The 20,957-nt window shown below is 63.1% G+C and carries 16 protein-coding genes; 6 read left to right on the top strand and 10 right to left on the bottom strand.

The window, feature by feature from the left end:
- Nucleotides 1-130: 130 nt before the first annotated feature.
- From BLV20_RS21815 to BLV20_RS21845, 7 genes are all read right to left on the bottom strand, one after another.
- The gene (locus BLV20_RS21815; RefSeq protein ID WP_092304530.1) at nucleotides 131-1,660 is read right to left on the bottom strand and encodes a DHA2 family efflux MFS transporter permease subunit; all 1,530 of its coding nucleotides are present in this window, start codon (nucleotides 1,658-1,660) and stop codon (nucleotides 131-133) included.
- 65 nt (nucleotides 1,661-1,725) lie between these two features.
- Nucleotides 1,726-2,928 (bottom strand): HlyD/EmrA/EmrK family protein, encoded by a 1,203-nt coding sequence (locus BLV20_RS21820; protein WP_092304531.1) that lies wholly within the window; start codon nucleotides 2,926-2,928, stop codon nucleotides 1,726-1,728.
- 15 nt (nucleotides 2,929-2,943) lie between these two features.
- Entirely contained in the window at nucleotides 2,944-4,413 is a 1,470-nt protein-coding gene (locus tag BLV20_RS21825) for an efflux transporter outer membrane subunit (RefSeq protein ID WP_092304532.1), read from the bottom strand.
- Nucleotides 4,414-4,887 (bottom strand): MarR family winged helix-turn-helix transcriptional regulator, encoded by a 474-nt coding sequence (locus BLV20_RS21830; protein WP_092304533.1) that lies wholly within the window; start codon nucleotides 4,885-4,887, stop codon nucleotides 4,414-4,416.
- A 213-nt stretch (nucleotides 4,888-5,100) separates the two neighbouring features.
- Nucleotides 5,101-8,775: a translocation/assembly module TamB domain-containing protein gene (locus BLV20_RS21835; protein ID WP_092304534.1), complete on the bottom strand. Its 3,675-nt coding sequence runs from the start codon at nucleotides 8,773-8,775 to the stop codon at nucleotides 5,101-5,103.
- Nucleotides 8,772-10,499, bottom strand: coding sequence for an autotransporter assembly complex protein TamA (locus tag BLV20_RS21840; RefSeq protein WP_092304535.1), 1,728 nt, complete (start codon nucleotides 10,497-10,499; stop codon nucleotides 8,772-8,774). The genes BLV20_RS21835 and BLV20_RS21840 overlap by 4 nt, the downstream gene beginning before the upstream one ends.
- Nucleotides 10,500-10,562: 63 nt before the next feature.
- On the bottom strand, nucleotides 10,563-11,213 hold the full coding sequence (locus BLV20_RS21845; protein ID WP_092304536.1) for a GNAT family N-acetyltransferase: 651 nt from the start codon (nucleotides 11,211-11,213) through the stop codon (nucleotides 10,563-10,565).
- Between the two features lie 202 nt (nucleotides 11,214-11,415).
- On the opposite strand from BLV20_RS21845, the gene xthA reads away from it, so the two are divergent.
- Complete coding sequence (xthA, locus tag BLV20_RS21850) at nucleotides 11,416-12,228, top strand: exodeoxyribonuclease III (protein ID WP_092304537.1); 813 nt, start codon at nucleotides 11,416-11,418, stop codon at nucleotides 12,226-12,228.
- A gap of 56 nt (nucleotides 12,229-12,284) precedes the next feature.
- On the opposite strand, the gene BLV20_RS21855 is transcribed toward xthA, so the two are convergent.
- Nucleotides 12,285-12,611: a YegP family protein gene (locus BLV20_RS21855; protein ID WP_092304538.1), complete on the bottom strand. Its 327-nt coding sequence runs from the start codon at nucleotides 12,609-12,611 to the stop codon at nucleotides 12,285-12,287.
- A gap of 250 nt (nucleotides 12,612-12,861) precedes the next feature.
- Here BLV20_RS21855 and BLV20_RS21860 point away from each other — a divergent pair, with 250 nt between their 5' ends.
- Nucleotides 12,862-14,244, top strand: a complete 1,383-nt coding sequence (locus tag BLV20_RS21860) for a substrate-binding domain-containing protein (protein ID WP_092304539.1) — start codon at nucleotides 12,862-12,864, stop codon at nucleotides 14,242-14,244.
- Between the two features lie 68 nt (nucleotides 14,245-14,312).
- Here the strand turns inward: BLV20_RS21860 and BLV20_RS21865 are convergent, their stop codons facing one another.
- Nucleotides 14,313-15,542 carry an acyl-CoA dehydrogenase gene (locus BLV20_RS21865; RefSeq protein WP_092304540.1) on the bottom strand — a complete coding sequence of 410 codons (1,230 nt, stop codon included), beginning with the start codon at nucleotides 15,540-15,542 and terminating at the stop codon, nucleotides 14,313-14,315.
- A 231-nt stretch (nucleotides 15,543-15,773) separates the two neighbouring features.
- Between BLV20_RS21865 and BLV20_RS21870 the strand changes: the two genes are divergently transcribed.
- The 3 genes from BLV20_RS21870 to BLV20_RS21880 all read left to right on the top strand — a co-directional run bounded on the left by BLV20_RS21870 (nucleotide 15,774) and on the right by BLV20_RS21880 (nucleotide 18,329).
- Nucleotides 15,774-16,700, top strand: a complete 927-nt coding sequence (locus BLV20_RS21870; protein ID WP_092304541.1) for a LysR family transcriptional regulator — start codon at nucleotides 15,774-15,776, stop codon at nucleotides 16,698-16,700.
- A gap of 168 nt (nucleotides 16,701-16,868) precedes the next feature.
- Nucleotides 16,869-17,273 carry a MerR family transcriptional regulator gene (locus tag BLV20_RS21875; protein WP_025804737.1) on the top strand — a complete coding sequence of 135 codons (405 nt, stop codon included), beginning with the start codon at nucleotides 16,869-16,871 and terminating at the stop codon, nucleotides 17,271-17,273.
- A gap of 156 nt (nucleotides 17,274-17,429) precedes the next feature.
- On the top strand, nucleotides 17,430-18,329 hold the full coding sequence (locus BLV20_RS21880) for a hydroxymethylglutaryl-CoA lyase (RefSeq protein ID WP_092304542.1): 900 nt from the start codon (nucleotides 17,430-17,432) through the stop codon (nucleotides 18,327-18,329).
- A 685-nt stretch (nucleotides 18,330-19,014) separates the two neighbouring features.
- Here the strand turns inward: BLV20_RS21880 and BLV20_RS21885 are convergent.
- Nucleotides 19,015-20,709, bottom strand: coding sequence for an AMP-binding protein (locus BLV20_RS21885; protein ID WP_092304543.1), 1,695 nt, complete (start codon nucleotides 20,707-20,709; stop codon nucleotides 19,015-19,017).
- Between BLV20_RS21885 and BLV20_RS31495 the strand changes: the two genes are divergently transcribed.
- Nucleotides 20,708-20,857, top strand: coding sequence for a hypothetical protein (locus BLV20_RS31495; protein WP_175540245.1), 150 nt, complete (start codon nucleotides 20,708-20,710; stop codon nucleotides 20,855-20,857). The genes BLV20_RS21885 and BLV20_RS31495 overlap by 2 nt on opposite strands.
- Nucleotides 20,858-20,957 lie beyond the last annotated feature (100 nt).

A 20,957-nucleotide genomic window follows, 5' to 3' on the forward strand; every position in this document is an offset into this window, starting at 1 on the left:
GGCCTTGCGAGGCCCTCCAGGCAAACGCTGGGCGTTCTATCGCGAACAAGCTCGCTCCTACAAAAAAGTACCTCCCCTTGTAGAAGCGAGTTTGCTCGCGATTGCTCTATCCGATATCAGTGCCCAGATATCAATGCCCCGCCGACGCCGGCCCGGCCTTGGCGGTGAACGGCGGCTTGGCCAGCCACACCAAAAGAATCAGCCCCATGAAACTCCAGCCCAGCAGCGTGAAGTAATCCACGGTGGACATCATGTACGCCTGGCCCGTCAGGACCTGGTCCAGCTGCGCATAAGCCTGGTTGCCGGCGCCGCCCAAGATGCCCAGGGCATCGCGGGTGGCCGGTTCGAAGCTGCTGATGTGTTCACTCATGTAGGCGTGGTGCTCGTTGGCCCGGCGAATCCAGATCCAGGTGGTCAGCGACGCGGCGAAGCTGCCACCCAGGGTCCGCAGGAAGGTGGCCAGGCCCGCGCCATCGGCGATTTGATGCGGCGGCAGGTCCGACATCAGGATGCTCAGGGTCGGCATAAAGAACAGCGCCACGCCGATGCCCATGAACAGCTGCACCAGGGCGATGTGCTGGAAGTCCACTTCGTTGGTGAAACCGGCGCGCATGAAGCAGCTCAGGCCGATGGCCAGGAACGCCAGCCCGGCCAGCAACCGCAGGTCGAACTTGTGCGCGTACTTGCCGACGAAGGGCGACATCAGCACCGGCAGGATGCCGATCGGCGCCACCGCCAGGCCGGCCCAGGTCGCGGTGTAGCCCATCTGTGTCTGCAACCACTGCGGCAGGATCAGGTTGATACCGAAGAAGCCGGCATACCCGCCCACCAGCACAATGGTGCCGATGCGGAAGTTGCGATGGGCGAACAGCCGCAGATTGACCACCGGATGGCGGTCGGTCATTTCCCAGATCACGAACACCGCCAGGGCAATCACCGAAACCAGCGTACCGATAATGATGAAGTTGGATTCGAACCAGTCCAGGTCGTTGCCCTTGTCGAGCACGACCTGCAAGGCACCGACACCGACGATCAGGCTCAGCAGGCCGATGTAGTCCATCGGCTGGCGACTGGTCACCACCGGCCGCGCCTTCAGTTGCTGCTTGACCACCCAGGCGGCGAACAGGCCGATCGGCACGTTGATGAAGAAGATCCACGGCCAGCTGTAACTGTCGGTGATCCACCCCCCGAGGATCGGCCCGGCAATCGGCGCCACCACCGTGACCATCGCCAGCAGCGCCAAGGCCATGCCCCTTTTCGCCGGTGGGTAGACTGCAATCAGCAGGGTCTGGGTCATCGGGTACAACGGCCCGGCCACCACCCCTTGCAGCACACGAAAGCCCACCAGTTCGGGCATGGAGGTGGAAATCCCGCAAAGGAACGAGGCCAGCACGAACAGCAAGGTAGCCCAGATAAACAGCTTCACCTCGCCAAAGCGCCGGCTCAGCCAGCCGGTCAGCGGCAAGGCGATGGCGTTGCTCACGGCAAACGACGTAATCACCCAGGTGCCCTGCTCCGAACTCACCCCGAGGTTGCCGGAAATGGTCGGTAAGGCCACGTTGGCGATGGTGGTGTCGAGCACCTGCATAAAGGTCGCCAGCGACAGGCCGATGGTGCTAAGCAGCAGGCTGGGCGGCGTGAAAGAGGCGTTATTGCTCATCGCAAATCCTATGAAGCGAGGCTGGTGCCGCGACCGCTAACGGCCGCAGCAGAGGGATCGGCGAATCAGCGCTGCGCGGTCTTGCCTTCGGCGGCGCTGTTGTCGTGGATCAGGCGGGCGATCAGGGCATCGGCCTCGCCCAATTGACGCTCGTAGACATTGGTGCTGAACGAAGCCTTTTGCGGCGGCTGCTGGGCCAGCACCGGGCCGCTCTGGTCATGCAGGTCGACGTTGACCACCGTCGACAGGCCGACCCGCAGCGGATGCCGGGCCAGCTCTTCGGCATTCACGTGGATGCGCACTGGCACCCGCTGCACGATCTTGATCCAGTTGCCGGTAGCGTTCTGCGCCGGCAACAGGGCGAAGGCGCTGCCGGTGCCGGCGCCCAGGCTGTCGACGGTGCCGCTGTACTTGACCTCGCTGCCGTAGATATCGGCCTCGATATCCACTGGCTGGCCAATGCGCATGTCACGCAGCTGGGTTTCCTTGAAGTTGGCGTCGATCCACAGCTGGTCCAGGGGGATCACCGCCATCAACGCGGTGCCCGGCTGCACCCGCTGGCCCAGTTGCACGGTGCGCTTGGCGACGTACCCGGTCACTGGAGCGATCAGGGTGCTGCGGGCATTGCTCAGGTAGGCCTGGCGCAGTTGCGCGGCCGCCGCCTGCACGTCCGGGTGGTTCGAAACCACGGTGTCGTCCACCAGCGCGTTGGTGGTGTTGAGCTGCTGCCGGGCGTTGGCCAGAGCGTTCTGGGCCGAGGTCAGGTCATCGCGGGCGTGGGACAGCTCTTCCTGGGAAATCGCCCCGCTGCTGGCCAGGGTCCGGCGGCGGTTGAAGTTGTCCTGGGCTTTCTGCACTTCAGCCTTCTGCGCCGCCACCTGGGCGCGCATGCCATCGACATTGCTGTACAACCCACGCACCTGGCGCACGGTACGGGCCAGGTTGGCTTCGGCGCTTTGCAGGCCGACCTCGGCATCGTTGGGGTCGAAGTTGATCAACACCTGGCCTTCCTGGACCAGGTCGCCATCGTCGGCGCCGATGCTGACCACCGTGCCGGTGACCAGCGGAGTGATTTCCACCACGTTGCCGTTTACATAGGCGTCGTCGGTGCTTTCATTCCAGCGTCCGTAGAGTTCGTGCCAGGCAAAGACCCCCAGCCCGCCCAGGACCACCAGCGCCGCCAGGCCCAGCAGCATGACCTTGCGTTTGCGCGGGTTGGCGGTATCCGCGGTGTTGTCGGGAGCGTTGTCGGTTTCGGCAGTGGCCATGATAAGTACCTTGAATTATTGAGGGCGCGAGGCCGGGGTCGGGGTGGCCGCGGCCAAGTTGTCGGTCTGGAAACCACCGCCCAGGGCCTGCATCAGTTGGATCGACAGGTCGATCTGCTCGGCATTCAGGGTCGCCAGCTGGCGCTGGGCCTGCAGCAGTTGCTGCTCGATGCTGAGCACGTCCAGGTAATTGCCGATACCCGAGCCGTAGCGCTGGACCACGGTGTCGTAGGATTCCTGGGCAATGTCGGTGGCGTGCTGCTGGGCAGCGATCTGCCGACCGATGTCACGCAACTGGGAAAGGGTGTCGCTGACATCTCCCAAGGCATTCACCAGGCTTTTGTTGTACTGCGCCACGGCCAGGTCGTAGTCGGCATCCCGGGTATCCAGGTCGGCGCGCAGGCGCCCACCGTCGAAGATCGGCAGCGACACGGTCGGGGCGATATTGAAGAAGCGGCTGGCCGAGCCGAACATTGCATCCCCCAGCAGCGATTGCGTGCCGGCGGCGGCGCTCAGGTTGAGGTTGGGATAAAAACGAGTCTTGCTGGCATCGATGCTTTTGCTCGCCGCCTCGACCCGCCAGCGCGCGGCCACCAGGTCCGGACGGCGCCCCAGCAGCTCGGCCGGCAACACCGACGGCAGCGCCACCGCGCTGGCCTGCAGGACTTTCGGCCGGGCGATTTCGTTACCCCGGTCCGGGCCTTTGCCGAGCAATACCGCCAAGGCAATCTTGGCGCTCTGCAGTTTCTTCTCGGTGTCGATCAGCGAGGCTTCGGCGCTGGCCTCCAGGCTTTCGGTCTGCTGGAACTGGTATTGGCTGTCGATGCCCGAACCCAGCCGCTTCTGGCCCAGGTCGAGCATCTGCCGGGTGCGCTTGAGGTCTTCAACGGCCAGGTCATGGACGATATGCGCCTGGCCCAGGTCGCTGTAGGCCCGGGCCACGTCGGCGGCCAGGGTCAATTGCGCGGCCTGGCGATCGACCTCGGCGGCGCGGGCCTGGCCCAGGGCGGCTTCCCAGGCATCACGCTGGCCGCCCCAGAGGTCGAAGGTGTAACTGAAGCTGCCAGTCAGGCTACGCAGAGTGCTGTAGTTGTCGCCCTGCCCGCTCGGGTCTTGCGAGCGAGCCAGGCGCGAGCGGCTGGCACTGCCGCTGGCGTCCAGGGTCGGCATGCGTGCCGCGTCCGCGGCATAGGCGGTGGCGCTGGCCTGGTGGGCACGGGCGCTGGCGATCTGCATGTCGGGGCTGTCGTGCAGGGCTTCGCGGATCAGGCCATCGAGCTGCGGATCGCCCAGGCTCTTCCACCAGTCGCTCCTGGGCCAGGCCGCCGGCGACAGGGTCACGCCATTCAAGGATTGTCCGGCCTGGAGGGATTGGGCATCGAGGCTCACCCCTTCGGTTTTCAGGCCGCTGTAGTTGGCACAACCGGCCAGGCTCATGGCCAGCAGCACCAGGCTCAAACGGGTACGCAAGGTTTTACCGCTCATTTACTTGTCACCTACCCGCAGCACGGTGATCGGGTCGCCGGCCGCCAGCAAAATTTTCTTGAGAATCCGTTCCAGGGTTTTCAACTCTTCGGAAGTAATGGCGCCCGCCAGCTCGTTCATGGCGTCGGCGCCAATCTCCGGCAGGCAGCTGGCGAGTTTCTGGCCCTCGTCGGTGAGCACCAGGCGCACCTGGCGGCGGTCATGCTCCGAGCGTTGGCGGGCGAGGAAATCCTTCTGCTCCAGGCGATCGAGCATGCGGGTCATGGAACCGCTGTCCAGCGACAGGTGGCGGCACAGCTCGGCCGGGGTGTCGACGCCGAACTGGGCCATGATGATCAGCACCTTGAACTGCGCGGCGGTGATGCCGTGGGGCTCCATGTGCGTGTCGATGATGCGGTCCTTGAGCAGGGCCGCGCGGCCCAGCAAGAGCCCGAGGTGGCAATTGTGGAAATCGTCTGGGGAGAAATGCTTCATCTGACTGCCTGCTGGCTGCCTGGGCAGCGAAAGTGTGTCGAGATATTACTGCCTAGGCAGCCAATATCCAAACAATAATTAGCATGCTTACTATCAAGCTAATTAATGGAAGTCGCGAAGAAGAAAGAAACGAGGGAAGAAAATGGGCGGCTGATGGGCCATGGCGCCGACGCAGTCACCTCGCCAAAGGGGACCGGACGGCGCCGCCGGCTGTCAGAAGTCGCGCTTGTAGAAGATATCCAGCGAGCTGGCGACGCCGCTGGCCGCTTCCAGGTAGACCTTTTTGCTCAGCTTGTAGCGCAAGGCGATGGTGTTGGCCGGCTCGAAGACCCCCACCCCGTAACGCAGGCTGAGGCGCTCGGAAATATTGCCGCTGGCCACCACGCTGGTGGTGTTGCCGCTGCCCTGGGTGTCGAGCTGGAAGTCGTCGATCCCCAGGTTCTTGGCCAGCCCGCCGGTGATGTTCGAACTGCCCATCAGGCCCAGGCCCAAGGCGGCTTGTGCCAGCATGTTGTTGTCTTCGCCGGTGGTGCTCAGCGGACGCCCGAGCACCAGGTAGGACAATGCCTGCTCCTGGCTCATGGCCGGCTCCGAGAAGATCTGCGTGGTCGGCTGTTCGGCGCTGCCGCTTAAGCGGATACCGGCAATCACGTCATCGGTCTGGCGGATCGCCTCGATGTCCAGGTACGGCTGGTCGATTGGCCCGGCGAACAGCAGGCGCGCGCGGCGCACGGTCAGGCGCTGGCCGTAGGCGCGGTAGCGGCCGTCGTTGAGCCACAGCTCGCCGCGGGTATCCATGTTGTCGCCGATGTGCACATGGCCCTGCAGATTGGCGGTCAGGCCGAAACCGGAGAAGCTGAGCTTGTCCTCGCCCACCACCACGTCGATGTCCATCGCCATGGCCATCGGCGCTTTGCCCTCTTCGGTCTGGTGCCCGATGATCACCGTGTCGTCCGACACCTTGACCGTCGACGGCGGCAATTCGCGGATGGTGATTTCACCCCGCGGCACCTGGACCTTGCCAGCAATCGCCAGCCTGTCGTCCTTCATCGAAATCTTCAGGTCCGGCGCCACTTCCAGTTTCGCGTAGGGCTCGACGGTGACCGGCAACTGCGAACCCTTGAGGTTCAGGTCCACCACCAGCGCCTGGCCCCAGGCGATATTGCCGTTGAGACTGCCCTGCCCGGCCTTGCCGCTCTTCCAGCCGCCGTTCAACTGCACGCTTTCACCGGCGATCAGCGCCTGCAACTGCAAGTCCTGGAGGCTGGTGGGCAATTCGGGGCCGGAGACTTCGCCACCGCTGAGCGCCAGGCTGCCATTGACCTGCGGCGCCAGCAGGCCACCGGAAATGCGCCCGCTGCCGTTCAAGGTCCCGGCCAGTTTCTCGACCATCGGCACAAACGGCCGCGCCACCGCCAGGTCCAGGCCGCTGAGGCGGAATTCACCGGACAGCGGTTTGTTTTTCGGCAACGGATTGATCTGCGCCTGCAACATCAGTTCGCCCAGCTTGCCGCCGCTGAACGCCAGCTGCGTGTCGATACGCTTGGGGTTGAGGGTGGTGTCGAGTTTCAGCGTCTGGTACGGGAAATCCAGCCACTGCTGTTTTTCCTTGACCCGCAAGGTCCCGCCGCTGGCGTCCAGCAGGATCCGCCCTTGCGGGCCGCCAGCCGGGACGTCCAGCTTGATATCGGCGTTGAGCCGGCCCTTCCAGGCAAAATCCTTGGGCAGCCACTGCGCCAGGCTGTCGATCGGGAATTGCTTGAGGTGGTAGCGCAACTTGGGCTCGGGCATCAGCCGCTGATCCTCACCGCACAGGCTGGCGTCGCCGCTGGCCCAGCAGTGGGCACCGAAATTGAGCTTGCCGTCGACCAGGTATTCGAGCTTGGCCGGGGCTTGCAGCTTCCAATCCTGGCCGCCGGTCTGGATATCGCCGCTGGCCAGGCGCCCGCGCCAGTTGCCCTGGTCCAGCTTGCCGTCCAGGCCCAGGGCCAGCTTGAGCTGCGGGCCTTGCAAGTCCAGTTGCAGTTTCTGGTTCTTGATATCGCCCTGGCCGGTGGCCGTCAGCGTGCCCAGCGAGGTTTCACCGAGCTGGATGCCGGCCCCCTTGAGATCGATCCGCGCCCGTTGCGCGCTGTCGAGGTTGGCGTCGAGCTTGAGGCTCTGCAGGCGATTGTCGGCGAACACCAACTGCTGGCCTTGCAAGTCGAGCTTGCCCTGCGGCGCCTTGAGGGTGCCGGCCACATCGACGCGACCATTGAGCTGGCCACGCAGTTCGGGCCACAACTGACCGAGGCGTGGCAGCTTGATATCGAGCTGCCCGGCCAGGCGTTGCTGCAGACTACCGGAGCCGTTGATGCGGTTGTCGCCCAGGCGGATGTCCAGGGCGCTCAGGTTCCACTGCTCGCCCGCACCATCGGCCTTGGCTTGCAGCACCGCGGGCTGGCCGCGCAATTTGCCCTTGAGGTCGAGGTCGGCGTTGAGCTTGAGCTGCTCGTTCTTCATCTCGCCCTGGCTGCGCAGCGGCCCGGCCAAAGTGCCCGGCAGCTCGGCGACCCAGTACGCCGGGTTGATCGCCGACAGGTCCAGGGCGGTATCCCAGGCGATGCCGTCGGCGAACTGCAGGTTCAGGTGGCCTTCGGCCTTGCCCTGGCCGGCGGCCAGCTTGAACTGGGGCAGGAAGATTTTCGTCAGGTCGCCACTGAACGGGCTACTGAGGCTGAATGCTCCCGCCGGGCCATCGAGGTCGCCCTTGAAGTTGCCCAGGTAGTTGCCATCGCGGTAGGCGATCTCGGCATTGAAACGACGCACCGCCACCGCCGGCTCTTCGATCAGCGGATACAGGCGATGCCAGGGGAAATCCAGCCAGTCGAGCCTGGCTTCGGCGTTCAGGCCTTGGCTCCAGTCCAGCTGGCCCGTCAGCTTGAGATTTTGCTTGTCGTTGGCGGTCAGGTCCAGCGCAGCGATCTGCGCGCCCTTGGCGTCGACCTTACCTTGCAGCGCCAATGCCACCGGCCCCTGCTCGGCTGGCAGGGTGGCCTTGCCCAGCAATTGGTAACCCGCCTTGAGATCGCCTTTGCCGGTCAGTTCCAGCTGGTTGAGCATCAAGGTATCGGGCAGCTCGGCGCTGGGCTTGAAGCCATCAGCGGTGATCCGCACCTGCGCCGGCAGGTTCTCCAGCAACGGTTGCAGTTCGCCGCTCAACCGGCCTTGCAGATACCCGCTGCTGTCAGCATGAAGCTTGAGGGTTTTCAACAGCTCGCCGTCGACCTTCAGCGCCAGCGCCCAGGGTTCGCCGCCCGGTGCCGGCAGGGTCAGGGTGCCAGCGGCGTTCAATGGCCAATCGCCGCTGGGCGACAACAACCCCGAAAGATTCAGGCTGAGGTCGTCGCGTTGCAGGCTTACCGAGTCGATTTGCAAACCCTTGGCCGTCCACTGCGCCGCCAGTTGCAGGCCCTTGAGCTCCTCGGTGCCATTGAACCGCAGGCTGCCGACCCGTACCTGGCCCAGCTCGATGGCCAGCGGCAGTTGCAGGTCTGGCAGGCTGATCGGGCCGCTGCTCGGTTCTTCCGCGCCCGGCGGAAATTGCAGGCTGACCTGCTCCACATCCAGTTGCTCGATGCACAAAGTCATGCGCATCAGGCACGCCGGCGACCAGGCGAACTTCGGCGCCTGGAGTTCGACCCGGCTGCTGTCCTGCTGCCATAACAGGTGCTCGGCACTCCATTGCCCGCCCAGGCGTCCGGCGAAGTTCTCCACCGTCAAGCCCGGCACCAGGCCCAGGGCCCAGCGACTGCCGACCTGGGTGCCGAGTATCGAAGCCAGCGCCAGTACCAGCACCGCCACCAATGCAAGCAGCGTCAGCGCCGCGATCTTCAAAGCACGCTTCACAGCTCTGGCCCCATGGAAAAGTGCAACCGAATGCCGCCTTCGTCGTCTAGCGCGTGGGCCAGGTCGAGGCGGATCGGCCCCACCGGGGACACCCAGCGCACGCCGACACCGACCCCGGTCTTGAGGTTCGGCAGCTCGAGCTTGTCAAAGGAATTGCCCTGGTCGACAAAGGTCGCCAGGCGCCATTTCTCGGCGATGGCGTATTGATACTCGACGCTGCCGGCCACCATGTAGCGCCCGCCGATCCGGTCGCCGTCGGAGTTCTCCGGCGACAGGCTCTGGTAGTCGTAACCGCGCACGCTCTGATCGCCACCAGCGAAAAAGCGCAGCGACGGCGGGATCTTCTTGTAGCCGTTGGTGGCGCTGCCGCCGAACTGCACACGCCCGAGAAAACGGTGGTTGTCCCACGCCGTGGTCAGGCCCTTGAGCAGCACCGTGCCGTAGAGCAGGTTGGTGTCCGAGCCCAGCCCCTCCTTGGCCACCTTGGTGTCGAATTGCAGGCGATAGCCATTGTGCGGATCGATGCGGTTGTCGCTGCGCAGGTAGGAATAACTGACGCCGGGCATCAACAGGGTGCTCAGGCCCGAGTCGTCGCCAAGGCGGTATTCCTCGCGCTGCCACTTCAGCGAGACGACCCGCTGCCAGCCGCTGGGCAGTTTGCTGTGCCACTCCGGGCCCAGGGTAAGCAACTTGCTCAGGGTGTCGGTATTGGAGATTTCTTCGTTCTGGTAGCCGCCGGCAAAACGCAGCTTGTCGGTCAGCGGCGGGTCCAGCGGTATGTCGTAGAACAGGCCGACGTTCTGTCGCGGCGCGGAGACTTCCGCCTCCCAGCCATAGCTGTGGCCTTCGGCGTTGACCCAGTGCCGGGTCCAGTTGGCCTTGGCTCGCGGCCCGACGTCGGTGGAGAAACCCAGGCCAAGGCCCATGGTGCGCGGCTTGCGGGTTTCCAGCTGGACCGCAACGGGAATCACCTCGGCGGCGGCCGCGGTTGGCGCCGCGTCGACCCGCACGCCCTCGAAGTAACCGCTCGATTGCAGCGCCTGGTTGAGTTCGGCGATCAGTTCGGAATCGTAGGGCGTACCGGCCTTGAACGGCACCATGCGTTGCAGCAGGTCCTCGTCGAACGGCGTGTCGCCGGCAAAGCTGACCTTGCCCAGGGCATAACGCGGGCCGCTTTCGTACACCAGTTCGATATCCGCGACCCCGGCCTGGGGGTCCACGGCCAGCTTCTGGCGGGTGAAACGCCCGCTGAAGAAACCATAGCGCGAGGCCTGGTTCTGGATCAGGCGCTTGGCGTCTTCGTAATGGCCGTGATTAAGGACCGCGCCGCTCTTGAGCTGGTCGCTCTTGGGTACACGAAAGCCCTTGAGGGAGGCCGCGGGGCCGTCGACCCGAATGGTGACGTTGCGCAGGTGGACCGGCTCACCGGGATCGATGTTCAGCACCAAGCGCGGCTTTTCACCGCCTTTGACTTCGCTGCTGATCTGCGGCTGGTAGTAGCCCAGGGCCTGGGCAGCCTTGCGCGCCTGCTCCTCGGCACCACGGCTGAAACGCAGCAAGGCTTCCTCGTCACGATCGCCAACGCCGCCAATGTAGCCTTCCACATTGGCCTTGAGTTCATCGTTGGAGGGTTTGACCCTGACGTCCAATTCGCTTTGCGCCAGTACCGCGCAGCTTGTGAACAGCAGCAACAAGCCACTGGTAAATCGTGCTGAAAACTTCATAGGCGCGAATGCTATCACGAGCAAGAAGCCCGATAGAGCGGACAAATGTGAGTAAAGTTCTATTCAGCCGGCCGCGTTTTGCAGAACCTGCGGGTTGGCGTGAAAGAAAACATGCTCGCATATCGGGCCCACGGCGATCTCGCCAATTTCTTCATAACCCTGGCGTTTATAGAACTCCAGGTAACGCGGGTTGCCGGTGTCCAGCACCACGCCCTGGGAGTGTTCGTCCACCGCGCACCAGTTGTGCACCGCCTGGAGCAACTGCTCGCCAAAATGCTTGCCCTGGAATTGCGGGTGAATCCCCAGCAACGGCAACACATGCACCGCATCATTGGGCAGGCAGCCCAGCACCGCCGCGTGATAGTCCAGGTAGCGCCGGGTACAGCGCAGCCCCGTGCTCAGCACCATGCGCAGGCGCCAGGCCCAACTTTCGGTAATGCCCAGGCGACGTTGGGGTGGCGCAATCAGGGCGATACCGATCAGCCGATCGTTGACCAGCAGGCCGATGGCCGGCAGGTCCTGGATAAAGTGCTGCTTGACCAGTTCACGCACCGTGGCGCGCACTCGCTGTTCGTAGCCCGGGCGTTCGGATTCGAACAGATAAGCGAAGGTCGGCTCATGGCGGTAAGCCTGATACAGCAGGGAACGGGCTTCGCGGGCATAGCCGCTGTCGAGCATATGAATGTCGGCGATGGCGGTCGAGGTTTCTGGCATGGCGATTGGTTCCCCCTGGGCCCGGCTTGAAGTGGCCGCGCTGCTTGGCGGTGTTGTTCCGCACGGTTGTCATGGCTATGAACCTTTTATGCCCGTGCTCGTTCCACCGCCCATGGACCTTAGCAGCGCATCCGCCCCGCTGCCACGCTGGCCGCCGCGCGACTTGTCGGCTAGCATCGCAGTTTTGCCAGGACTGCCGACCATGAAGATCGTCTCGTTCAACATCAACGGGCTACGCGCCCGCCCCCATCAGCTGGCGGCGCTGATCGAAAAACACCAACCGGACGTCATCGGCCTGCAGGAAACCAAGGTTTCGGATGACCAGTTTCCCCTGGCCGAAGTCCAGGCGCTGGGTTATCACGTGCATTACCACGGGCAGAAAGGCCATTACGGCGTAGCCCTGCTTTCGCGCCAGATGCCACAGGCCTTGTACAAAGGCTTCGACGGCGACGACGAAGATGCCCAGCGGCGTTTTATCTGGGGCACTTTCGCCGACGCCAACGGCACCCTGGTGACCATCATGAACGGCTACTTCCCCCAGGGCGAAAGCCGCGACCACCCGACCAAGTTCCCGGCCAAGCAGCGTTTCTACAGCGACCTGCAGAACTTGCTGGAAACCCGCTTCAGCAACGAGCAGCCGCTGGTGGTGATGGGCGACGTGAACATTTCCCCGGAAGACTGCGACATCGGCATCGGCCCGGACAACATGAAACGCTGGTTGAAAACCGGCAAGTGCAGCTTCCTGCCGGAAGAGCGCGAATGGATGGCCCGCCTGAAAAACTGGGGCCTGGTGGACAGTTTCCGCCACCTCAACCCCGAGGTCGCCGATCGTTTCAGCTGGTTCGACTACCGCAGCCGCGGTTTCGAGGACGAGCCCAAGCGCGGCCTGCGCATCGACCTGATCATGGCCTCCCAGGGCCTGCTGCCGCGGATCAAGGATGCGGGGGTCGACTACGACCTGCGCGGCATGGAGAAACCTTCTGACCACGCACCGATCTGGCTTGAACTGAGCTGATTGCCAGGCACAAAAAAGCCCATCCTCGGATGGGCTTTTTTTATTCCTTCAGCGATTCAAACCAGCTCGACGCGAGGGCTGGTGCCGGCCTGCATGATCGCCTCGATGGCGGACTCACGGGTCGGCTCGGAATCATACAAATGGCTGACCAGGATCACCTCCTTGCCGGCCTTGAGATTGAAGTAGGACTTGCCGCCAGGGGACATCCTCTTTTCATAACTACCCGGCGACGCGCAGTGGTTGCGAAACAGCGCGATGGCTGCCTCCGCACTGTCACGACACGGGTAACGGCCGCTTTGAAGCATGGCCTGCGCGTCTCTGGACTTCAGCAGGAACCTGAAACCTCCGCCGCCATTTTGCTTCAGCTCGAACCAGCCACTCATTTCATACTCCTTTGACACAAGCAAATTGCAGCCTGGGCTGCGTCAACGCCTGGTAAAGACGGAAGCCGGCATCCGCCAATTCCCCTCCAGACAAAGTTTTCAACTGTACTGAGCCCGTCACGCCAGGTCTTTAGGAGCATTCTGAAAGACCGAAGGATCGCTCTGGCTAGCCGCCTCAACTGTCACATCCCCGTCACCTCTCCGACTTAATCTCGCCGCACTCGCTCCTGCCATAGAAGGCCATCGCCGCATGTCACGTGTTTCAACCGTCAGTGAACGGGATCTCTGGTGCCGTACCTTCTGCCTGCTGCTGGTCGGCTTCGTGTGCTACGCCTTGCCCTGGTCGGTGTTCGCCGCCCTGCCCGTGGCCGGCGACAACCAGCCGGTGCTGCGCATCCAGGGTTCCAACACCATCGGCGCCGCGCTGGGCCCGGCCCTGGTCAAGGGGCTGATGCAGGAGCAAGGCCTGCTCGACATACGGATCGAGGCAGCGGGCAAAGACAACGAGCGCCGGGTGAGCGGCCAGGATGCCCAGGGCCGGCGCGTGGTCGTGGAGATTGCCGCCCATGGCTCAAGTACCGGCTTTGCCGCATTGAAGAACGCCAGCGCCGACCTTGCCGCCGCGTCACGGCCGATCAAGGACAGCGAACTGGTGGAGCTGGAAAGCCTCGGCGACCTGAAAGCCCCCGACGCCGAACAGGTGATCGCCATCGACGGCCTGGCCATCATCCTTCACCCGCGAAACCCGCTGGCGCGGCTGGACACCGAGCAACTGGCGCGGGTTTTCAGTGGTGAGACAAAAACCTGGGAAGAGCTGGGCAGCGTCGGTGGCGCCATTCACCTGTACGCCCGCGATGACCGGTCCGGTACCTACGACACCTTCAAGGAACTGGTCCTGGCTCGCCGCGGCAAGAACCTCAGCGCCACGGCGAAACGCTTCGAGTCCAGCGAGCAGCTCTCCGATGCGGTCAGCCACGATCCACAAGGCATCGGCTTTATTGGCCTGCCCTATGTGCGCCAAGCCAGGGCCGTGGCGATCGTCGACGGTGGTTCGCAACCGATGTTGCCGCTCGACAGTTTGATCGCCACCGAGGATTACCCGCTGTCGCGACGCCTGTATTTCTACCTGCCGCCCACCGAACACAATCCCTGGGCCAGCGCCCTGGTGCGTTTTGCCCAGAGCGCCAGGGGCCAGGCCATAGTCGCGACCCACGGTTTTATCGCCCAGGCCGTATTGGCCATGAGCGTCGCCCCCGCCCCACAGATGCCCGAGGGTTACCAGGCCATCGCCCGCCAGGCGCAGCGCCTGACGGTGAATTTTCGCTTCGAGGAAGGCAGCGCCACTCTCGACAGCAAGGCACGCCAGGATCTGGCGCGGGTCCTGGATTTTCTGAAGCGACACGACAAGCTGGACGACCGCGTGACCCTGGTCGGCTTCGGCGACGCCAAGAACGATCCGGCCCGCGCGGCCCTGCTGTCCAAGTTGAGAGCCATGACCGTGCGCCGGGAGCTGGTGAGAAACGGCGTGGTGCTGCGCGAGATCCGGGGTTTTGGCGCGCAGATGCCGGTTGCCGCCAATACCGCGGACGAGGGGCGGATCAAGAACCGGCGGGTGGAAGTCTGGGTGTATTAAGGAAGGGAAAATCGGCGATCGCGGGCAAGCCTCGCTCCTACAGGAGCGAGGTTTGCCCGCGATTGCGTTTAATGCCCGCTGCGCAGCATTTCCTTGGGCACGTACTTACCGATTTCGAACTTGCCAATGGCCGCGCGGTGCACTTCATCCGGGCCATCGGCCAGGCGCAGGGTGCGTTGCATGGCATACATGTAGGCCAGCGGAAAATCGTTGGACACCCCGGCCCCGCCGTGAATCTGGATGGCCCGGTCGATCACCTTCAAGGCGACGTTCGGTGCCACCACCTTGATCTGGGCGATTTCGCTCTTCGCCACCTTGTTGCCAACGGTGTCCATCATGTACGCCGCCTTCAGGGTCAACAGGCGCGCCATGTCGATCTCCATCCGTGAATCGGCGATCTTGTCGACATTGCCGCCCAGGCGCGCCAAGGGCTTGCCGAATGCGGTACGGCTCACCGAGCGTTTGCACATCAGTTCCAGGGCGCGCTCAGCCATGCCGATCGAACGCATGCAGTGGTGGATCCGGCCCGGGCCAAGGCGCCCCTGGGCGATCTCGAAACCACGCCCCTCGCCCAGCAGCACGTTCTCGTAAGGCACCCGCACGTTATCGAACAGCACTTCGGCATGGCCATGGGGCGCGTCGTCGTAACCGAACACCGACAGCGGCCGGACAATCTTCACCCCGGGGGTATCGACCGGCACCAGGATCATCGAATGCTGCTGGTGACGCGGCGCGTCCGGGTTGCTCAGGCCCATGAAGATCAGGATCTTGCAGCGCGGGTCGCAGGCGCCGGAGGTCCACCACTTCTTGCCGTTGATCACCCACTCGTCGCCCTCACGCACAGCGCGAGCGGCCATGTTGGTGGCGTCGGACGACGCCACGTCCGGCTCGGTCATGGCGAATGCGGAGCGGATCTCGCCGCGCAGCAGCGGTTCCAGCCAGCGCTGCTTTTGTTCTTCATTGGCGTAGCGCACCAGCACTTCCATGTTGCCGGTATCCGGTGCCGAGCAGTTGAACGGTTCCGGGCCCAACAGGGAGCGGCCCATGATTTCCGCCAGCGGCGCGTATTCGAGGTTGGTCAGGCCGGCGCCCAGTTCCGACTCGGGCAAGAACAGGTTCCACAGGCCCTCGGCCTTGGCCTTGAGTTTGAGCTCCTCCATGATCGCCGTCGGCTGCCAGCGATCGCCTTCGGCGACCTGGCGTTCGAATACCGCCTCAGCCGGATAGACATAAGTGTCCATGAACGCGGTCACGCGCTCACGCAGTTCCTGAACCTTGGGTGAATAGGCGAAATCCATGGCAGCTACCTTCTTGGCGAGGTGGTTGAGGGCATGGAACCGATGCTAGAACAGCTTACGAAAATTTACCTAGTCTATTCTCGGCGTGTATTAACATTCATCACCGATATATGATTGACTGATCGAGCTGGCCAATCCGACCTACTGCTCGGACTGCCAATATCGCGGATTCGACCTTCCCCCGGATCCATGTAACAGCCTCTGGGCCCCTAAAAATAAGAGTGCAGCGCAATGAATCTGAGCAAGGTCGACCTCAACCTTTTCATCGTCTTCGACGCGATCTACACCGAAGCCAACCTGACCCGCGCCGGGCAGATCGTCGGCATCACTCAGCCCGCTGTCTCCAACGCCCTGGCTCGCCTGCGCGAGACCTTCAACGACCCGCTGTTCGTGCGGACTGCCCAGGGCATGGTGCCCACGCCCATGGCGCAGAACATCATCGGCCCGGTGCGCAACGCCCTTTCGCTATTGCGGGTGTCGGTGCAGGAAAGCCGCATCTTCAACCCCTTGCAGGCGGTCAAGACCTACCGCATCAGCATGACCGACCTCACCGAGGCGGTGATCCTGCCGCCGCTGTTCCAGCGCCTGCGGCGCCTGGCCCCGACGGTGATCATCGAGAGCTTCCTGTCCAAGCGCCGGGAAACCACCAAGGAACTGGCCGCCGGCCGCCTGGATTTCGCCGTCGATGCCCCGCTCAACACCGACCCGCAAGTCCGTCACGTCAAGCTGATGGAAGACCGCTACGTGTGCGCCATGCGCAAGAGCCATCCGCTGGCGAACAAGGACAAGCTCAGCCTCGACGATTATCTCTCGTTGACCCATATCCATATTTCCAGCCGCCGCAGCGGCCTGGGCTATGTCGACCTGGCCCTGGGCAAGATGGGCATCCAGCGCAAGATCGCCCTGCGCTCCCAGCATTACCTGATGGCCTCGCAAGTGCTGCAACAGACCGACATGGTCATGACCGTGCCGGAGCGCTTCGCCCGGCGTCACGACCTGCAGGCGTTCAACCTGCCGGTCAACGACGTGCCGCCGCTGGAAACCCACCTCTACTGGCACGAAAGCACCGATCAGGACCCGGCCAACCGCTGGATGCGCGAGCAGATGATCGAGCTGTGCCAGCAAGTGACGGCCCACGAGAAAAAACTCGAAAAATGACCGGTAGGAGCGAGGCTTGCCCGCGATGGCTCCGCTGAGGTTTCCCTGAACCACCACGTTCTCGCTTATCGCGGGCAAGCCTCGCTCCTACGGATAGGGCGGTGTCCTGCTTGACGTATACGTCAACCTCGAATTAGCTTAACGCCAAGATCTATTTCGAGCGCCCCCATGAGCAGCCAGACCTACAGCATTTCCGACCTCGCCCGCGAGCTCGACATCACCACCCGGGCCATCCGCTTCTATGAAGAACAAGGCCTGCTCGCCCCCGAGCGGCGCGGCCAGGAGCGCATCTACTCGCCACGGGACAAGGTCAGCCTGAAGCTGATCCTGCGTGGCAAGCGCATCGGCTTTTCCCTGGCCGAGTGCCGCGAGCTGATCGAACTCTACGACCCTTCCAGCGGCAACCTGAAGCAGTTGCACAGCATGCTGGCGAAAATCGCCGAGCGCCGCGAGCAGCTGGAACAGCAGCTACTGGACATCGAACAGATGAAGCTGGAGCTGGACACCGCCGAAGAGCGCTGCACCCAGGCGCTGGAGCAAACCATCAAGAATCAGAAAAGCGCCGTGCAGTAACCGCCCCAGGCTGCGGTCGCCCGCAAAGCGGCCGCACCAGTAACACAAAGCATCTGCCAGACAAACCGTAGCGCCTGGTTTTGCGTCGACTTCGTCGCCGAGCGCAGCCTGCGGCAGCGGCTACATTAGTGCCCACTTAATATAGGTAAAGCTCTCATGTCCCTCCCCCCCCATGTACGCCTGGTCGAAGTCGGTCCTCGCGACGGTTTGCAAAACGAAGCCCAGCCCATCAGCGTCGCCGACAAGGTGCAGCTGGTGGATGCCCTGAGCGCAGCCGGGCTCGACTATATAGAAGTCGGCAGCTTCGTCTCGCCCAAATGGGTGCCGCAGATGGCCGGTTCCGCCGACGTGTTCGCGCAAATCCAGCGCAAGCCGGGGGTGACCTACGGCGCCCTCGCCCCGAACATGCGCGGCTTCGAAGATGCCCTGGCCGCCGGGGTCAAGGAAGTCGCCGTCTTCGCCGCGGCTTCCGAAGCCTTCTCGCAGCGCAACATCAACTGCTCCATCAGCGAGAGCCTGGAGCGCTTCGTGCCGATCATGGACGCGGCGAAACAGCACGGCGTTACCGTGCGCGGTTACGTCTCCTGCGTGCTGGGCTGCCCGTATGAAGGCGAGGTGGCGCCGGAGCAGGTCGCCGTGGTCGCCCGCGAGCTGTACAGCATGGGCTGCTACGAAGTGTCCCTGGGCGACACCATCGGCACCGGCACCGCCGGCGCGACCCGGCGGATGTTCGAGGTAGTTTCGGCCCATGTTCCGCGGGACAAGCTCGCCGGGCACTTCCACGACACCTACGGCCAGGCCCTGGCCAATATCTACGCCAGCCTGCTGGAGGGCATCGCGGTATTCGACAGCTCGATCGCCGGGCTCGGCGGCTGCCCCTACGCCAAGGGCGCCAGCGGTAACGTGGCCAGCGAGGACGTGCTGTATCTGCTCAACGGCCTGGGCGTCGAAACCGGCATCGACATGGAACGCCTGATCCTCGCCGGCCAGCAGATCTGCTCCGTGCTGGGGCGGCCCACCGGCTCGCGCGTCGCCAAGGCCCGTTACCCAGGTTGAGGGGCCGACCTGTTTCACGGTGTTACCGACAGCTCTGGCGCACGCTCGAAACGGGTAACACGGAAACAGTTTGTCGATTTTCTAGCGGTACAGATAAAAAGCAATTTTTACCAAGCCATTGATTTTAAAGGACTTTAAAAAGTTGGCACGGCTTCTGCTATATCTCTGGCATAACAAGAATAAAAAGCAGCAAAGCTAATAAAAATAAGACGAAACGACTCTGACATAACAAAAACAACACGGCAGAGACGCAGCTAACAGATTTTTTTGGAGAGGATGTGTTTTCCAGGGTGTCTTTAACAGAGCCACCCGCAACCGGGCAGAGAACAATAAAACTACCCCAAGGTAGCTCCCGAACTGGTTGGTCGCTCAAGCGAGAAAATAGATCAGCGCTCAAAAAAATACGTTTGCTCTTGATCCCGGATGGGGATCGCCAAAAACAGCGGTAAAGGGTAACGGTTGCCAAAAACAACAACAGACCGCCCCTCAATAATAAAAAAAGAGCACGCAACGACAAAATTAAAGGGGAGCTTCGGCTCCCCTTTGTGCTTTCCGGCATTCCCGTTTTCTTCCCTGATTCGGCAACGACCTTGCGGTCGCTAGCGCGAGCCCGCTCGCTCCTGCAAAGAGCGATGCGCCCTGCGGGAACGAGCTTGCGCGCAAGGGACTCATTAGCCCCAAGGGTTCAGGAATCTCCGCGCAGTTCCTCGATGCTGATCTCGCGCATCCTGAATTTCTGGATCTTGCCGGTCACGGTCATCGGGAACTCCTCGACGAACTTGAAGTAACGCGGCGTCTTGAAATGGGCGATCCGCTCCTTGCACCAGGCCTGCAACTCCTGCTCGCTGGCGGTATGGCCGGGGTGGAACTTGATCCAGGCGACGATCTCTTCGCCGTATTTCGAACATGGAATGCCGATCACCTGCACGTCCGCCACCGCCGGATGGGTGAAGAAAAACTCCTCCAGCTCGCGCGGATAAATGTTCTCGCCGCCGCGGATGATCATGTCCTTGTTACGCCCGGCGATGCATACGTAACCCTGTTCGTTCATGGTCGCCAGGTCGCCGGTGTGCATCCAGCCGGCCTGGTCGATGGCCTCGGCCGTGCCCTGCGGGTTGTTCCAATAGCCCAGCATCACGCTGTAGCCGCGAGTACAGAGCTCGCCGATGGTGCCGCGCGGCACGATATTGCCCGCCTCGTCGATGATCTTGCTTTCCAGCTGCGGCTGGGTGCGACCGACCGTGGTCACGCGCAGCTCGAGTTCGTCCGCCGGGCCGGTCTGCAACGACACCGGGCTGGTCTCGGTCATGCCGTAGGCGATCTGCACTTCGCTCATGTGCATCTCGCTGATCACCCGGCGCATCACCTCGATCGGGCAGGTCGCCCCGGCCATGATCCCGGTGCGCAGGCTCGACAAGTCGAATTCGGCCCGCCGTGGCTGGTCGAGCATAGCGATGAACATGGTCGGCACCCCGTACAGGCCGGTGGCCTTTTCCTCGGCCACGGCGCTCAGGGTCAGCAACGGATCGAAGGCATCGTTGGGGTAGATCATAGTGGTGCCGTGGGTCACGCAGCCCAGGTTGCCCATGACCATGCCGAAGCAGTGATACAGCGGCACCGGGATCACCAGGCGGTCTTCATGGCCCAGGCCCAGGCTTTCGCCGACCATGTAGCCGTTGTTGAGAATGTTGTAGTGACTGAGGGTCGCGCCCTTGGGGAAACCCGTGGTGCCGGAGGTGTACTGGATGTTCACCGCCTGGTCGGGGTCCAGGCTGGCCTCGCGCTCGCGCAGCGTTTCGAGGCTGACACCGGCCCCCAGGTCGACCAGTTGCGACCAGGGCAGAAAGCCCACCGGCGGCTGCGCGTCGAGGCTGATCACGCCGCGCAGGTCGGGCAGGCGCTCGCTCCGTAACTGGCCAATGGCGTGCTGCGCCAGCTCCGGCGCCAGGCCCTGGAGCATGGCGTGGTAATCGGACGTCTTGAACGCGCCGGCACATACCAGCCACTGGCAGCCGGACTGCTTGAGCACGTATTCCAGTTCGGAGCTGCGATAGGCCGGGTTGATGTTCACCAGGATCGCGCCGATCTTGGCGCTGGCGAACTGGCTGATGCACCACTGCGCGCAGTTGGGGGCCCAGATGCCCAGCCGGTCGCCGGCCTTGAGGCCCAGGGCCAGCAGTGCCCTGGCGTGCAGATCGACGGCGTCGGCCAGTTGCTGCCAGCTGTAGCGCAACTGCTGGTGACGCACCACCAGGGCTTCGCCCTGCGGGTATGACGCCACCGTGCGATCGAACGCCTGGCCAATGGTCAGCGTCAGCAAGGCCTTGTCTTGCGTGCCGCGGGTGTAGCTGCGCCCCGGCGCGGATGCAGGTTGATCCATGACGACCCCTATTGTCTTTATTGTGGGAGCGAGGCTTGCCCGCGATTGGATCGCCGCGGTGTTGCTATACGACCGCGTCATCGTTCATCGCCAGCAGCTCGGCGACAACAGATTCGCTCAAGTTGACGTTTACGTAAAGGGTGATTGACAGCCATCTGTCGCAGACTTACGTTAACGTAAAGGTGAGAGCTGGATCGCCTGCTCTCCAAAGCCCGACTTCCTCAATAAAAACAAGTTTTGAAGGTGCC

The sequence above is a fragment of the Pseudomonas sp. NFIX28 genome (assembly GCF_900107395.1).
Lineage (GTDB): Bacteria > Pseudomonadota > Gammaproteobacteria > Pseudomonadales > Pseudomonadaceae > Aquipseudomonas.

Excerpts from the sequence above, each read along its gene's own strand:
- BLV20_RS21870 (WP_092304541.1), top strand. The coding sequence starts at position 15,774 with ATGAATCTGAGCAAGGTCGACCTCAACCTTTTCATCGTCTTCGACGCG.
- BLV20_RS21820 (WP_092304531.1), bottom strand. The coding sequence starts at position 2,928 with ATGGCCACTGCCGAAACCGACAACGCTCCCGACAACACCGCGGATACC.
- BLV20_RS21815 (WP_092304530.1), bottom strand. The coding sequence starts at position 1,660 with ATGAGCAATAACGCCTCTTTCACGCCGCCCAGCCTGCTGCTTAGCACC.
- BLV20_RS21865 (WP_092304540.1), bottom strand. The coding sequence starts at position 15,542 with ATGGATTTCGCCTATTCACCCAAGGTTCAGGAACTGCGTGAGCGCGTG.
- BLV20_RS21860 (WP_092304539.1), top strand. The coding sequence starts at position 12,862 with ATGTCACGTGTTTCAACCGTCAGTGAACGGGATCTCTGGTGCCGTACC.
- BLV20_RS21830 (WP_092304533.1), bottom strand. The coding sequence starts at position 4,887 with ATGAAGCATTTCTCCCCAGACGATTTCCACAATTGCCACCTCGGGCTC.
- BLV20_RS31495 (WP_175540245.1), top strand. The coding sequence starts at position 20,708 with ATGACGACCCCTATTGTCTTTATTGTGGGAGCGAGGCTTGCCCGCGAT.
- BLV20_RS21845 (WP_092304536.1), bottom strand. The coding sequence starts at position 11,213 with ATGCCAGAAACCTCGACCGCCATCGCCGACATTCATATGCTCGACAGC.
- BLV20_RS21825 (WP_092304532.1), bottom strand. The coding sequence starts at position 4,413 with ATGAGCGGTAAAACCTTGCGTACCCGTTTGAGCCTGGTGCTGCTGGCC.
- BLV20_RS21885 (WP_092304543.1), bottom strand. The coding sequence starts at position 20,709 with ATGGATCAACCTGCATCCGCGCCGGGGCGCAGCTACACCCGCGGCACG.
- BLV20_RS21840 (WP_092304535.1), bottom strand. The coding sequence starts at position 10,499 with ATGAAGTTTTCAGCACGATTTACCAGTGGCTTGTTGCTGCTGTTCACA.
- BLV20_RS21855 (WP_092304538.1), bottom strand. The coding sequence starts at position 12,611 with ATGAGTGGCTGGTTCGAGCTGAAGCAAAATGGCGGCGGAGGTTTCAGG.
- BLV20_RS21880 (WP_092304542.1), top strand. The coding sequence starts at position 17,430 with ATGTCCCTCCCCCCCCATGTACGCCTGGTCGAAGTCGGTCCTCGCGAC.
- xthA (WP_092304537.1), top strand. The coding sequence starts at position 11,416 with ATGAAGATCGTCTCGTTCAACATCAACGGGCTACGCGCCCGCCCCCAT.
- BLV20_RS21875 (WP_025804737.1), top strand. The coding sequence starts at position 16,869 with ATGAGCAGCCAGACCTACAGCATTTCCGACCTCGCCCGCGAGCTCGAC.